Genomic DNA, 15,634 nt, shown 5'->3' on the forward strand with positions numbered 1-15,634 from the left:
GGCTCGGAGATGTGTATAAGAGACAGGATCTGCTCGATGCCCGCGGCCTGCTCGAGAGTGGCCGTTTCGATCTCTCTGATCACGTTGGTGACTTGCTGCACGGAATCGACGACCTTGGACATGGCCTGCTCGGCCTGATTCGCCAGATCGGTGCCGCGACCGACCGTTTGTACCGACGCCTCGATCAGATCCTTCACTTCCTTGGCGGCAGCGGCGGAGCGCTGCGCGAGGCTGCGCACTTCCTGAGCGACCACCGCGAAGCCGCGACCTTGATCGCCAGCGCGTGCCGCTTCGACAAGCGGCGTTGAGTGCCAGCAGATTGGTTTGAAAGGCGATGCCGTCGATGATGCCGACGATTTCTCCGATGCGCGTGGAGGAGCCGGATATCTCATTCATCGTCGAGAACAACTGGCCCACCACCTCGCGACCGCGAATCGTCACGTCGGAGGATTGCGTTGCCAGCGATGCAGCCTGATGCGCGCTGTCGCGATTGCGGGTGACGGTCGCTGTCAGCTCTTCGAGCGATGCGGCGGTCTCTTCGAGGCTGGCGGCATGTTCGCCGGTGCGATTCGACAGCTCGGTGTTCGAGTCCACGACCTGCACCACGCCGGATTGCACGTTGGCGGCGGCGGCCATGTTGTCTTTCAGCACGCCATCCATTTTGACTCGCACCTGCTCGAGCGTTTCCGCGACCGAGACGATGCACGACACGCCGGCAACTGGAATTCGCGCATGCGTGTTGCCGCTGAGCAGCTCGAAGATCGCGCGATGCAGTTTCAGCAGGGGCTGCACCACATTCGACTGAACGTAGAACATGTTGGCGAATGCGATGGCGGCAGCGAGGAAGCTGAGATTGGTCATCCATCCGAAGCCGAGGGTGGATGCACCGATGACGCCCATGGTGAGCAGCACTGCACACAGAGAGCCGACGACAGCCCACGTGCCAACGCGCAGCGAGGGATTCAATGCACGCTGCAGGCGGCCAAGCCAGGAAGTATCGAGGACGCGGCCTTCGCGGATGCGCAGACTGCCCGCGCGATTTTCGCGGATGGCGGCATAAGCCTGCTCTGCCTGCTGGATTTCGATGCGCGTTGGTTTGACGCGCACCGACATGTAGCCGACGATTTCGCCGCGCTGATTGTCGATCATCGGCGTGACGTTGGCTCGCACCCAATAGAAGCCGCCGTGCTTGCGGCGATTCTTCACCAGGCCGGTCCAGGACTTGCCCGCACGGATGGTGCGCCACAGATCGGCGAACGCCTCCTTGGGCATGTCGGGATGACGAATGAGGTTCTGCGGCTGACCCAGGCACTCCTCGAGCGAGTACTCGCTGCTGGTCAGGAATGCGCGGTTTGCATAGGTGATCCGACTCGACGGGTCGGTGTGCGTGATGATGACTTCACCATCCGGAAGCACGTATTCCACGTCGCTCACTCGATCACTCACTCTCATGACGTCATTTCATCTGCTCAGGGTACCCTCCGGTGTGTCGGCTCCGATCGTGCAGACCTGATAGGCATCCCCCACATTTCAGGAGATGCCTGACGTTGATGCGATGCGCCTGCGGCGATCCCCTACGAGCGAACGAGGGGATCGAGCGTCTTGATGGTGCCGTCGGCGTTGTAGAACAGCTCGGTGACCTTCACGTTGCGCAGGCGTGTTTGCCCGGACAGCTGCGAATCGGCATAGAACAGCCACCAGCGGCCGTCCCATTCGACGATCGAGTGATGCGTGGTCCAGCCTTCCACCGGCTCGAGAATGCGACCGGTGTACTTGAACGGCCCGTACGGCGAGTCGCCGATTGCGTAGACGATGTAGTGCGTGTCGCCGGTCGAGTAACTGAAGTAGTACTTGCCGTTGTACTTGTGCATCCACGAGGCTTCGAAGAAGCGACGGTCGTGGTCGCCGCCTAGCAGCGGCTTGCCATTCTCATCCAGGACGACAACGTCGCGCGGCGCTTCAGCGAACTCGAGCATGTCATCGGTCAACAACGCGACCTTCGCGGTCAGCGCGGGTTGATCGTCCGCCTGGAGATCGGTCTTGGAGCCGTTCGGGTCGTAGGTGCCCGTGATGTTCCGTTGCAGCTGACCGCCCCAGATGCCGCCGAAGTACATGTAAGAGCGACCATCGGCATCGGTGAACACAGCCGGATCGATCGAGAAGCTGCCTTTGATCGGCTCGGGCCGCGGCTCGAACGGGCCGGTCGGTGACTTGGACGTCGCGACGCCGATACGGAACGCGCCTTGCTTGTCCTTGGCGGGGAAGTACAGGAAATAAGTGTCGTTCTTGCGCGCGGCGTCCGGCGCCCACATCTGCTTCTCGGCCCAGGGAACCTGACTCACGTCGAGCGCCACCGGATGCAGCGTGACTGGTCCGCCGATCTTGTCCATGCTCAGCACGCGATAGTCACGCATCTCGAAGTGCGCGCCCAGATCGTCTTCGGGCGTCGTGCCGTCGATGTCGTGGCTGGGATAGACATAAATCTTGCCGTCCCAGATGTGGGCTGAAGGATCGGCCGTATAGATTTCGGAAATGAGCGGTTGCGAGAGATAGCGGCGCGCGTCTTTGGCCGCGGCTTGCGGATCCGCGTTGGCGCCGGCGGTAGGTTGATCTTTTGATGAGCATGCGGCGAGCAGGACGAGCGCGGAGCATGCCAACAGGTGCAACTGCGGACGATTCATGAGTTCCCCCGATCGAGTGCGGTTCGGCGCCGAAAGGTAGCACCATTTCGCGCGGACTGGTAGCGGTATCAGAAATGTCCCGGGCGCCGCCGCTAACGCCAGAAAAGCACAACGATTCCGGCGGACGCTGTCCTCACGCGGCCTTTGGAATGGCCCGCGAGACAGCGCGCGAGCGAGAAAAGCCCTGTTGACAACGGTAGCCAATGAGGTTCACGGTGGCGCCGCTCGAAGGAATGAACAGCACTCGGTGCGGCCGTGGCGCGGTCAACAAAAAGCGCACGCCTCACCAATATCACCAGGGGGTTCGCACACATGGATTCATTCAAGTGGTCCTCATTGCGACGGAACGTGGTTCTCTGGGCGGGTTTACTGCTCACACCTTTATCGGTCTGGTCGCAAACATTGCCGACGGCAACCCAGGTCGCGGCGCAGATTCAACTCGGCTGGAACCTTGGCAACACACTCGAAGCTCAATGCGGTGAGACCGCGTGGGGCAATCCTGCGGTCACGCAGGCGTTCATCAACTCGGTGAAGGCGGCGGGCTTCAACTCCATCCGCATTCCAGCGGCGTGGGATTGCCATGCCAACCAAACCACCAGGACGATCGATGCGACCTGGATGGCGCGGGTCAAACAAGTGGTCGACTATGCTCACGGCCAGGGCCTGTACGTCATCCTGAACATTCACTGGGATGGCGGCTGGCTCGAGGAACATCCGCTGTACTCGTATCAGCAGGCGGTCAATCAGAAACAAAGCGCCTACTGGACCCAGATCGCGACCACGTTCCGCGATTACAACGAACGGTTGCTGTTTGCTGGAACGAACGAAGTGCATGCCGACTACGGCACGCCGACCACTGAGCACATCACTGTACAGCAGTCCTATAACCAGACTTTTGTAAACGCGGTGCGTGCTACCGGTGGCAACAACGCTTCGCGGACGCTGGTCGTGCAGACCTACAACACCAATGCGTGGCACGGGCTGAATTATTTCTCGATGCCCACCGACACCATCGCCAATCGGATGATCGTCGAGATTCACCACTACGACCCGTACGACTTCACGCTCAATCCGAGCGGCAGTTGTTTGTATTGGGGCGCGCCGTATCCATCGCAGGGCGCGTGCACGTGGGCGCAGGAGGCATATCACGATGATCTGTTCGCGCAAGTGCGAACCAAGTGGGTCAACCAGAACATCCCGGTGATCATCGGCGAGTACGGGGTGGCCACGCGGTCCAATCTCAGCCTGCCGGCGCGGCAGTACTATCTCGAGTACGTCAATCGCGCCGCAGCTGCCAATGGCATCAAGACCTACTATTGGGACAATGGCGTGCAGCCGAGTCAGACGAACGGCTTCGCAATCTTCGATCGCAACAGCGGCAGTGTCATCGATCAGGGCGTGCTCGATGCGATCAAGCGGGGTGCGGGCATCGGTACGCCGACGAGCTACGCGCTCACTGTTACGAAGGCGGGCGCTGGCAGCGGCACGGTGACGTCATCGCCGTCAGGCATCAATTGTGGCGGAACTTGCAGTGCCAGCTATTCGAGCGGCACGTCTGTAACTTTGACGGCAACGGCAGCCAGCGGCTCTTCGTTTGCAGGCTGGAGCGGGGCGTGTTCAGGAACCGCAACCTGCACGGTATCGATGACCGCGGCTCGTTCAGTCACGGCGACGTTCAACAGCACCGCGACGACATTTTCACTGGGCGTCACAAAGATGGGCAGCGGCACTGGCACCGTGACCTCGTCGCCCAGTGGAATCAACTGCGGCAGCGCCTGCACTGCGAACTATGCGAGCGGCACGTCGGTGACGCTGACGGCAACGGCGGCAAGCGGTTCAGCATTCGCTGGGTGGAGTGGGGCATGCACCGGCACTGGTACGTGCACGGTTTCGATGACTGCTGCCCGCAATGTAACTGCGACATTCAACACCAGCGGGACCGGCGGGACTTGTTCCAATCCCATCTCGTTCACCAACAACACCGGTAACTTCAACACCACGGGCGCGGTTTGTTATCGAACCAACCAGACCATCAATGGCTGGGGGTGCTCCAACTTCGACGGGCGCACTTTGACGGTGGGCGGGCAGGCCAGAACCTGCGGACAGCTGCCGCTCACTCGCTCGGCCGATGGTTACTACTACTTCTCCGTCACCGCCGGGGCATATCCCTGGGCGAGCATTTACGCCTGGTAAGTAGTGCAGGCAGGAATGTCGAGCGAACGACATAGGCCCGAGATGTTAGCGAGTCGGGCTAAAACGTTCGCTCGATAAATTCCTGTCTAGCGGTAGACATTTGTCCGAGTTAAGGCGTAGAATCATTAGTGAATAATATTTCATTGCCGATCCGGGCTACGGCCGCGGATCGGCGACAGGAGTGGGGGACGGTGACGACCGCGTGAAATAAGCGCGGCGGCGCGCATGGCAATCCCTCAGCGATTGGCACGACGGGTCAAACAATGGGGGATACGTTGTTATGGCTGAGGTGAATTCACATCGTGCGGGGCACGGATCGTCCGTAGCCAGCGCTGTACGCTGGGCGCTGCATTTTCGGAACGCGGCAGCAACAGGGCCGGCACTGGCATTGGCAATGGCGCTGTCCGCGATGCCGGCGCAATCGCAGAATGCGGCGGGCTCGTCGTCGCAGCTCGAGGAAGTCATCGTTACCGGCATTCGCGAGCAACTGAAATCATCCCAGGCCCGCAAGGCCGACGCCGAAGAAATTCTCGATTCGATTACCGCTTCCGACATCGGCGCATTGCCTGATCGCAGCGTCACCGAGGTATTGCAGCGTATTCCCGGTCTCGCGATCGGCCGCATTCCCGAGGCGCGCGATGCCGATCGCATCGCCGTCGAAGGCGCAGGCGTGACGGTTCGTGGTTTGACCTGGGTGCGCAGCGAGCTGAACGGACGCTCGGCGTTCTCCGCGAAGAAGAGCCGTACGCTGGGCTTCGAAGACATTCCGCCCGAGCTGATGGCGGCTGTCGACGTTTATAAAAACCCATCGGCGGCGATGATCGAAGGCGGACTGTCGGGCGCCGTGGATTTGCGGACCCGCCTGCCGTTCGACAGCGCCGATCGAATCCTCGCCTTGTCGGCGGAATACGCGGTCGGCGATCTTGCCAACAAAGAACGTCCCTCGGGCTCGTTCCTGTTCAGCGATCGCTGGAACACGGGCATCGGCGAGCTGGGCTTCCTCATTTCCAGCAGTGCCTCGCAGCTCACTACGCAGACTCATACCCTGCACATCGACAAGTACTATGCGCGCGATGACTTGCCGGGCTATGAAGGTCAGAACGTATTCGCGCCCGGCGGTATCGGTTGGCGCGAGCTGACTGTCGATCGCGAGCGCCTCGGCGGCTCGCTAGCGTTGCAATGGCGGCCGAGCGACGCGGTGGACGTGTCGCTGCAGTATTTCGTTGCTGACGCGACGTTCGAGCAGAACGAGAACGCCTCGTGGACCGAGCAGGGCAACGCTCTGACCGGCAGCAACCTGCGCGTCTCCAATGGTTATCTGGTGGGTGGCGACATCACCAACGGCGCTTTCAACGGCTCGGCACGCTACAACGAACGCGAAAGCACCAATCATGACGCGGCTTTGCATGTGACCTGGCATGCGGGCGATCGATGGCGTTTCGACGTGGACGCGCAACGCGCGCTTGCGGATACCGACGCCATGGACCTGACACTCGGATCGCCGACGTTTGGACAGGGCGACAGTTCGTTGGACTTCAATTTGCGCCTCAATGGCGATGGCCGGCCCGCGATCGCACTGCGTCCCAACAGTGTGATGTCCGATCCCGACCAGTACTACTACGGCTGGGCCATGGATCACTATGAAAAGAACGATGCCGACGCCTGGGCTTATCGGGCCGACGGTGAGTACACGTTCGATGACAGCGATTGGCTGGATCGCATCCGCTTCGGCATCCGTCACGAGGATTACAGCTCGACCACGCGCGAGACCGGCTATCGGTGGGGATCGGTCGCTCAGTCGTGGGGCGGTGGTGCCACGACGTTTGGCGATGCCGGCGCCAGCGTGCCGTACGTGCAGCAGGGATTCTCGGATTGGTTCCACGGCGGCCGGGCACCGAGTGTCTATCTGTTTCCACGCTCCTCGGCGTTCAATAGTCGGGCCGCGTTTGAAAGCACCATCCACAGCGTCGAAACCTTCGGGACGAACTGCTGCGACTGGACGCCCTGGAATGGCAGCTATGCCGATACCAGGCCGGGCAACGACGGCTTGGGTATCAACTCGCAGAACCAAAAGACGCTGGCGGGTTATGTGGTCGCGCACTTCGGTAAGCAGAAGCTCGATGGCAATGTCGGTGTGCGTGTAGTGCGGACCGAGAATGTCGGCAGCGGGTTGCTCATATTCACCGGCGCCGACCTGATGGGCGCGCCGGACGAACAGGCCTTCGCCAACGGAGCGTCGTACGAGGCGAACGACAAGAACTCCTATACGGATGTGCTGCCCAGTTTGAATCTGAGATACAAAGTGCGCGATGACCTGTTCGTGCGCCTGGCGGTGGCGCGCTCGCTGGCTCGCCCTGATTTCCCGTTGTTGTTGCCGGCGATCAACATCACTCCGCGGCTCGGCCTGATTGCGGCCAATGGCACTTGCGGTGAGCTGCCGGAAGGCACCGTTATCGGTAACTGCGTGTACCAGTACAACGGTTACTCGGGCAATCCAGATCTGGAGCCGATGCGCTCGTGGCAGTACGACCTGACGGCGGAGTGGTACATCAATTCCACCAACTCGCTGACCGGCGCGCTCTTCTACAAGCAGCTCGAAGGGTTCATGGAAACCTCGTTGAACTCGTCGGCGGATTACACCAACAACGGTCAGACGCGCACGGTCCGCGTGCTGCGGCCGGAGAATCAAGGCAGCGGCTACGTGCAGGGACTGGAGGTCGCTTACAACAGCTTCTTCGATTTCCTGCCGGGATTCTGGAAGAACTTCGGCGCGCGCATGGCGTTCACTTATGTGGAGAGCGGCGGTACGCGTAACGTGGCGGCGAATCCGTACGATCAGAACCAGCGCGACAACTCGGCTTTGGACGACTATCCGCTGGAAGGCTTGAGTAAGACCAGTTACAACGCCGAGTTGTACTACAGCACGCAACGCTTCGAGGCGCGGCTGGCCTACAACTGGCGTGAAAGGTATGTGCTGACGATGGCGGCCGCCAATCTGAACATTCCTGCCTGGGCCGACGACTACGGTCAGCTCGACGGCTCGGTGACCTGGAGTGCGACGCAGAAGATCAAAGTGGGCCTGCAGGCGGTCAACCTGACGGATGCGCCGTACCGCATCCTGGTCGACAACTTCGTGGATAACACCGGTCTCACGTATCACAACTGGGTGAGCGCGGACCGGCGCTACAACGTGTTCGTCAGAGCCAGCTTCTGACATGCATTTCGTGATCGTCGGCGGCGGCTCTGCCGGTTGGATGGCCGCCGCCGCGCTGGCGCATGCGCTGCAGGGGATGCATCCGATCAGCTTGATCGAGTCGGAGGAGATCGGCACGGTTGGCGTCGGCGAGGCGACCATTCCGCCGCTGCAATTCTTCAACAAGGTCCTGGGGATCAACGAGCGCGAGTTCGTCCGCGCCACGCAGGCCAGTTTCAAGCTGGGCATTCAGTTCAGGAACTGGGGGCACGCCGGGCACCAGTACTTTCATCAGTTCGGCGAGTTCGGCGCGAACGTCGACGGTATTTCATTTCATCAGTTATGGCTGCGATTGAGCGCTCACGGGCATCCGCATCCGCTGAGTGACTATTCACCGGCGGCGATCGCGGCGACGCAAGGGCGCTTCTTGCCGCCGTTTCCGACCATGCCCAGGGACATGCCGCAGCTGGCCTATGCGTATCATTTCGATGCCGGGCTCTACGCTCGCTTTCTGCGCAGCTATGCGGAGCAGCGCGGCGTGGTGCGTCATGAAGGACGCATCGTGCATGTCGATCGGGATGGCGACAGCGGTTTGATTCGGGGGCTGGGGCTGCAAGACGGTCGCAATATCACGGGCGACTTCTTTCTCGACTGTTCGGGGTTTCAAGGCTTGCTGATCGAGCGCACGCTCGGCACCGGCTTCGAGGATTGGTCGCATTGGCTGCCGTGTAACCGAGCACTCGCTGTGCCGTGCGAGAGAAATGACGAAGGATTGGTCCCATACACGCGCTCGACGGCGCATCAAGCCGGCTGGCAGTGGCGTATTCCGCTGCAGCATCGAACCGGCAACGGGCACGTCTATTGTTCCAACTACATCAGCGACGATGACGCTGCGCGTGTCCTGCTGGCCAACCTGGATGCAAAGCTGCTCGCCGAGCCGCGGCTGCTGCGCTTCACCACCGGACGGCGTAGGAAATTCTGGAACGGCAACTGCCTGGCGTTGGGGCTTGCGGGTGGCTTCCTGGAGCCGCTCGAATCGACCAGCCTGCATCTGGTACAGGCCGCCGTGTTTCGTTTCCTGTCCCTGATGCCGTTGTCGGCGTCGCGCGATCCGGCCCCGGAGGCGGAGTTCAATCGGATCAGCATCGCGGAGTATGAGCAGATCCGCGATTTCATCATCCTGCACTACGTGGCCAATCGTCGTGAGGAGTCGTTCTGGCGGGACTGTCGGCACATGTCGATTCCCGAGACACTCGCGCATCGGCTGGAGCTGTTTCGCTCGCGGGGCTCGGTCGCCCGGCATGATGGGCAACTGTTCGCGGACGCCAGCTGGGTCGCGGTCATGTTGGGGCAGGGGGTTCAGCCGCAACACTGGGATCCGCTGGCAGATATTGCGCCGCTCGCCGACTTGCAACAGAAAGCCGAAGGGCTACGAAGTAAGCTACACGCCGCCGTGGCGCGCATGCCCACGCATCAGCAGTTCATCGAAAGCAACTGCAAGGCGGCCTGATCTCGACTGCAATGCCAATGTTCACGCCTAGCAAAGAGAACAATCGCATGATTCCAATGTGTCGTCCGGCAGTGGTTTCGTTGGCGCTGATGTGTGCGAGTGGCATCGTTACGGCCGAGCCTTTGGGGCTGCTCGATCGCAATGGCAGCTATGTGGCGATCGAGCCCTACGCACCCAACATCGTGCGCGTCACGCTGAGCCTGGAGAAGGAGCGGGTGGTCGCTGTCCCGGGCTACGGATTCGTCGCGAGTCCGGATGCCAAGGGATGGAAGCACGATGTCGTCACCTCGGGCGACGTCTATTCGTCAGCGGCGATGTCCGTCGAAGTCAAAGCTCAGCCGCATCCCGGTCCGCCCAATCAGATGCAACGTTACTTTGCTTCGTCGTTGCCGCCCGTGTCGCTCACGGTGCGCAAGCCCAGCGGTGAAACGATCGTCGAGATGAGTGGCTGGGAGCTGGCGCCGCACGCGGTCAACGGCGAGAAAACATTCCGTGTCGGCGCGAGCTTTCCCGCGCCGCCCGATGAGCACTACTACGGCTTGGGTCAGAATCAGGAGGGCATTCTGGACCACCGCGGTCGCACCATCGATTGCAAGCATTACTACGATGCGCCAGCCGGCGAAACAGTGTGCGTGCCGTTCCTGGTGACCAACAAAGGGTACGGCATCCTTTGGGACAATCCGTCCAGCACGGTGATCTCTGCTGGATTGCAAGGGCGCACGACGTGGCATTCCAAAGTGGGCGAGCGCGTCTCGTACTTCGTAATCACCGGTAGTACCGTCGATGATGTGTACGCAGGGTATCGGAAGCTCACAGGCGTCACGCCCTTGCCGCCGAAAGCGGCATTCGGCTACATCCAGAGCAAGGCGCGTTACGAGAATCAGAAACAGGTGCTCGATGTCGCGGCCGGCTACCGTCAGCGTGGCTATCCGCTCGATATCATGGTCGTCGACTGGTTTTACTGGACTCGCATGGGACAGCTCGACATCAATCCCGGCGACTTTCCGTCGCCGGCGGCGATGAACAAGACGCTCAACGAGCAGGGCATGCGCTCGATGATAAGCGTCTGGCCGCGCTTCGAGCTCGAGTCGCGCTACTTCGATCTACTGGCGTCGAAAGGCTGGTTCCTGAAGCATGCGGACGGTCGACCGGTCGATGGCTTGCCGGTGCGCAACGATCGTGCCGGTGCCTTGCTCGATAGCACCAATCCCGAGGCACGCGAATGGTTCTGGGGCAAGATCCGGGACAACATTGCGTCGCAAGGCTTCGATTGGTTCTGGCTGGATGAGACCGAGCCCGATCTGGTGCCGGACGGCTATTTCTATAGCATTGGCTCGGGCGATCGTTATCACAATCTGTATCCGCTCGTGCACACGCAAGGAATTGCCGAAGGCTCGAGGCGCGATCGGCCGAACAAGCGCAATTTGATTCTGGCCCGGGCGGCGTACATCGGCGCACAGCGCTACGGCAATCTATTCTGGTCCTCCGATATTCATCCGACGTGGGAGGCGCTGAAGCAGCAGGTGACCACGGGGTTGAACTTCACCGCCTCGGGTCTCGCCTATTGGGGCAACGACATCGGCGGTTGGCAGTGGTACACGCCGCGGTATAGATCGCAACGCAAGCCGCTCGTCGATCCCTCCGATGCTCGCAATGTCATCGGCGACTACGACGATTATCCGGAGTTGGCGGTTCGCTGGTATCAGTACGGCACGTTCTTGCCCACCATGCGCGCGCATGGCTTGAGAAAGGAAACGGAGGTCTGGTCCTACGGCAGGGAAGCGGAGGCGATCATCAGTCGCTACTTGAAGCTGCGTTACACCCTGATGCCGTATTTGTATTCACTGGGCAAGCACACCTATGACACGGGCGCGCCGTTCATGCGCGCGCTGTTCATGGATTTCCCGAACGATCCGCGCGTCTTCAACATTGGCGACCAATACATGTTCGGTCCCGCTTTCCTGGTTGCGCCCGTCACGGAGCAGGGTCAAGAGAGTCGCGAGGTTTACTTGCCCGCGGGCAGCGATTGGTACAACTACTGGACCAACCAGAAGTTCGCGGGTGGGCAGACGGTCACCGTCGCGGCGCCGATCGATGTCATTCCGCTGTTCGTTCGCGCCGGCTCCATCATCCCGATGGGCGTCGATATTCCAAGTACCGCGACGGCTCAGGCGCTCAAGGAGATTCGTGTTTATGCCGGCAAGAGCGCCGAGTTCACGCTCTACGATGATGACGGCGTGTCGTACGACTATGAGAAAGGGATCGGACGGACCACTCGATTGCAGTGGGATGATCGGGCCGGGCAGCTGTCCGCGGAAGGTGATAAAGCGGTGAGTCGTTCGACCCGAGAGCTGACCCGGATCGTGCGATGAGCCGGGCTCTTATTCCTCTGCCCACGCAGGCGGCGGCGCCCGGAACGTCACGGGCTGACGGCTCACCGGGTGCTTGAACGTGAGCTCGAAGGCGTGCAGGCACAGCGGGGGCGCATCGATGCTGAGCGTCTGTGTCTCGCCGACTTCGCTGCCAGCGAGATAGGCGGGATCGCCGCACACCGGCCAGCCAAGATGCGCGATGTGAATTCGGATTTGGTTGGTGCGTCCGGTGCGAGGGCGCGCTTCGAGCAGGGCGGTGCCATCGTTGAAACGGCGCAGGACACGGAAGTCCGTGTGTGATGGAAGCCCGTCGGGGTCGACGCTACGTGAGCCAAGCTTCCCCGGTTCTCTGCTGATCGGCATTTCGCAAGCGAATTGGTCGGCCTCGGGATGACCGTTGACGCGTACCAGATAAACCTTCTCGACTTGCGTCCGCGCGAACTGATCCTGCACGCGCCCGGCGAAATGCCGAGTGCGAGTCAGCACCTGGACACCTGTGGTATTGGCATCGAGCCGATGCGCGGGGCGCAACTTCTGCGGCGCGTACACGTCGTAGAGCAGCCATTGCAGCGTGTTGCGATAGAAGCGGCCGCCGGAATGAATCGGCAGTGGCGCAGGCTTGTTCACGACGACGATGGCTTCGTCCTCGTGAAGGATGGTCACATCCATATTCACGGCCGGTTCGATGACCGCGGGCAAGCGATGTAGATAACGCTCGCCGGGCTTCACTCGATGGGTGGCCGCAACCGGCTCGTGATCTGCGGTAAGCACCAACCCGTCGGCGCATTTGCGCTCCCACACTTCGAGCGCGATGTGCCTGACGACGCGGTGAAGCGTTGCCACGATGGTCTGGCCATCGCAATCCACCGGCACGTTCACCGGCTTGAAATGATCGTAGGGCTGGCTGCCGGGCAGCGGATTCACCAGCTGCCGAATCACCTCATGACGGCGCGCGATGTTCAACGCCATCTGCTCGGCCGGTGTCTTGAAGCAGTACTGGCACGACTTGCCCGGCACATAGTGCGGATGTTCCTGCTCGGCCGGCGTCAGCGGCGACTGGCATTGGAAACATTGGGTCGAATGCGTCTCGCCCAGTTTCGGATCGAGCCCGACGCGCTGATCGAACACGAAGCATTCGCCGTCGTAGTGCTCGCCGCCGACGTCCTCGAAATATTTCAGGATGCCGCCGTCGAGCTGCAGGATGTTCTTGAAGCCCGCCTGTTCCATGAACGGCCCCGCCTTCTCGCAGCGGATGCCGCCGGTGCAGAACATCACCACCGTTTGCTCTTTCAGCTGCTCAGGCAGTTTCGCCACGGCCGCGGGAAAATCGCGAAAGTGATCGACGCCGATGGGCAGCGCGTTCTTGAACGTGCCCAACTTGACTTCGTAGTCGTTGCGGGTGTCGAGCAGCGTGATCGGGCGGCCTTCGTCCAGCCATTGTTTCAACTGCGTGGCCGCCAGCTTCGGCGAGGTGCGTCGGGCGGGATCGATGCCGGGCACGCCGAAAGCGATGATCTCTTTCTTGATCCGCACCAGCATGCGACGGAACGGCTGATGATCGGTGTGGCTGATTTTCGGTTGCAGATCCGCCAGCCCGGGCCAGCTGCGCAACTCGGCCAGCAACTGCTCGATCTGCCGCTCGCCACCGGCCACGAACAGGTTGATGCCTTCCGGGCTCAGCAAAATGCTGCCTTTGAGCTGCGCCTCTGCGCACAGGTCCTGCAGCCGCACGCGCAGCGATTTCAGGCCGTCGAGCGGCAGGAATTTGTAGGCGGCGATGTTGACGACGGGGCTCATGGAGGCCGCGCATCTTATAGAGGGGGCCGGGATGCCGCAAACCCTTGCGGGCAGCGTCGGCCCGCAGGCGCGGAAGGTGAGGCCGCGCCCCTTTTTGGCATCGCGTGGATCCTGACTCGGCCCGTGGGAATTCAACCCTGTGCGGGGCGCTGATGGAGGCTCGAGATGAAACGATTCTGGCGCGATAACGGGCTGTCCCTGGTGCTGTTCGCGCTGTTTCTCATTTTCTGGGCGGGACAGGCATTGACGGGCTGGCGCGATCAAGTCGCGGATCAGCGCGACCATGGCGCGACGCCACCCACGCTCGTGGAGTATCTGAGCAGTGGCGACTTCGTGGAGGCGACCACGGAGAACTGGGAAAGCGAGTTTTTGCAGATGTTCGCTTTCGTACTATTTACAGCTTTCCTGTACCAGCGCGGCTCGGCGGAATCGAAGTCTCCCGATGAGCCCGAAGAAGTCGATCGCGATCCGCGGCTGTGCCGCAGCAGCGATGCTCCCGGGCCGGTGCAGGCTGGCGGTTGGCGACTGCGGCTGTACGAGCACTCGCTGAGCCTGGCTTTTCTCATCCTGTTCCTCATCTCTTTCATATCGCACGCAGTGGGCGGCGCAGCGGCGTATAACGAAGAGCAGCGTTTGCACGGGGGGACTGAAGTTTCCTTTTGGGAGTTCCTCACGCAGGCGCGCTTCTGGTTTCAGTCCTTCCAGAACTGGCAAAGCGAATTTCTGGCGATCTGGTGCATGGTGGTGCTCACCATCTTTTTACGGCAGCGAGGCTCGGCGGAGTCCAAGCCCGTCGACAGTCCTCACAATCACACGGGCGGCTGAGGAATCCACCGGTCGCCCGGATCTGGAGTAGTCGTGAAGGGCAACTCCAATCCTGCGGTTTTTGCGGCGTTGATCGGCAACATTCTGGTTGCCATCACCAAGGCCGGCGCGGCGCTGTGGACCGGCAGCTCGGCGATGTTGAGTGAAGCTGTGCACTCCGTGGTCGACACCGGCAACGAAGTGCTGCTTCTGTACGGCATGCGTCAGGCACGGCGGCGTCCGGATGTGGGGCATCCGCTCGGCTATGGCCGCGAGCTTTATTTCTGGAGTTTCATCGTCGCGCTGCTGGTGTTCGCACTGGGGGCCGGCGTGTCCATCTTTCAAGGTGTCCGCCACATTCTCGCGCCGCAGCCCATCGAGGATCCGGTGGTGAGCTACATCGTCCTGGGGCTCGCCGCGTTGTTCGAAGGCGGATCGTGGTGGGTGTCGTTCCGTCAGTTCAACGCAGTCAGAGGCGAGCTGAGTTTTTATCGGGCCTTCCGACGCAGCAAGGACCCGCCGACCTTCGTGGTGCTCTTCGAGGACACTGCCGCTCTGGCGGGCATCGCGATCGCCGCGCTGGGGATCTTCGCTGCAACCCGGCTGAACGAACCGATCTACGATGGCATTGCGTCGATCTTGATTGGCTTGCTGCTGGCAGCCGTGGCGGTGCTGCTGGCGCGCGAAAGCAAGAGCTTGCTGATCGGCGAGCGCGCCGAACCGCGACTGGCTGAGGAGATTCTTGCCATGGTCGCTGCAGAGCCGTGCGTGCAGCAGGCGTTTGGAGTGCTGAGCATGCAACTGGCGCCCGATCAGATCGCCGTCGCCATCAGCCTGAAATTCAAGGACGAGCTACGCACGCCGCAGATCGAGCAGAAGATCTACGAGCTGGAGAACAAAGTGCGCGCCGAGCGCCCGGAAATCGTCGCGTTGTTCGTCAAGCCACAAACCGAGCGTGCCTACCGTGAGCTGGTTCGCCGGCGATTCGGCGACATCGAGTCCGCATCGGGTCAGCCAATGACCGACGACGATGACAGAAAACCGAACTGAAGGAACTGGTGCGGTCACCTCGCGTTGCTTCCGC

9 protein-coding genes and 1 pseudogene are annotated in these 15,634 nt (G+C 61.3%); 6 read left to right on the forward strand and 4 right to left on the reverse strand.

Annotated features, from left to right (window positions below; all coding sequences use genetic code 11):
• The 3 genes and pseudogenes from D0550_RS36590 to D0550_RS30980 form a co-directional block, all read right to left on the reverse strand.
• A partial coding sequence (locus tag D0550_RS36590; RefSeq protein ID WP_275129303.1) for a methyl-accepting chemotaxis protein occupies positions 1-254 on the reverse strand: 254 nt, incomplete at its 3' end.
• Positions 255-354: 100 nt separating this feature from the next.
• Positions 355-1,452, reverse strand: a pseudogene (locus D0550_RS37010) (PAS domain-containing protein); the annotation flags it as partial.
• A 122-nt stretch (positions 1,453-1,574) separates the two neighbouring features.
• Entirely contained in the window at positions 1,575-2,681 is a 1,107-nt protein-coding gene (locus D0550_RS30980; RefSeq protein WP_116813061.1) for a glycoside hydrolase family 43 protein, read from the reverse strand.
• A gap of 312 nt (positions 2,682-2,993) precedes the next feature.
• Between D0550_RS30980 and D0550_RS35095 the strand changes: the two genes are divergently transcribed.
• The 4 genes from D0550_RS35095 to D0550_RS31005 all read left to right on the forward strand — a co-directional run bounded on the left by D0550_RS35095 (position 2,994) and on the right by D0550_RS31005 (position 11,949).
• Positions 2,994-4,874, forward strand: a complete 1,881-nt coding sequence (locus tag D0550_RS35095; protein ID WP_161966164.1) for a cellulase family glycosylhydrolase — start codon at positions 2,994-2,996, stop codon at positions 4,872-4,874.
• Between the two features lie 394 nt (positions 4,875-5,268).
• On the forward strand, positions 5,269-8,088 hold the full coding sequence (locus tag D0550_RS30995) for a TonB-dependent receptor (protein WP_161966165.1): 2,820 nt from the start codon (positions 5,269-5,271) through the stop codon (positions 8,086-8,088).
• A 1-nt stretch (position 8,089) separates the two neighbouring features.
• Positions 8,090-9,577, forward strand: a complete 1,488-nt coding sequence (locus tag D0550_RS31000) for a tryptophan halogenase family protein (protein WP_116813063.1) — start codon at positions 8,090-8,092, stop codon at positions 9,575-9,577.
• Between the two features lie 17 nt (positions 9,578-9,594).
• Entirely contained in the window at positions 9,595-11,949 is a 2,355-nt protein-coding gene (locus D0550_RS31005) for a glycoside hydrolase family 31 protein (RefSeq protein ID WP_206606645.1), read from the forward strand.
• A gap of 9 nt (positions 11,950-11,958) precedes the next feature.
• On the opposite strand, the gene D0550_RS31010 is transcribed toward D0550_RS31005, so the two are convergent.
• Positions 11,959-13,746 carry a sulfurtransferase gene (locus tag D0550_RS31010; protein WP_116813064.1) on the reverse strand — a complete coding sequence of 596 codons (1,788 nt, stop codon included), beginning with the start codon at positions 13,744-13,746 and terminating at the stop codon, positions 11,959-11,961.
• 165 nt (positions 13,747-13,911) lie between these two features.
• On the opposite strand from D0550_RS31010, the gene D0550_RS31015 reads away from it, so the two are divergent.
• Positions 13,912-14,571 (forward strand): DUF6766 family protein, encoded by a 660-nt coding sequence (locus D0550_RS31015; protein ID WP_116813065.1) that lies wholly within the window; start codon positions 13,912-13,914, stop codon positions 14,569-14,571.
• A 33-nt stretch (positions 14,572-14,604) separates the two neighbouring features.
• Complete coding sequence (locus D0550_RS31020; RefSeq protein ID WP_174842523.1) at positions 14,605-15,600, forward strand: cation diffusion facilitator family transporter; 996 nt, start codon at positions 14,605-14,607, stop codon at positions 15,598-15,600.
• Positions 15,601-15,634 lie beyond the last annotated feature (34 nt).

Source organism: Steroidobacter cummioxidans, assembly GCF_003104955.1.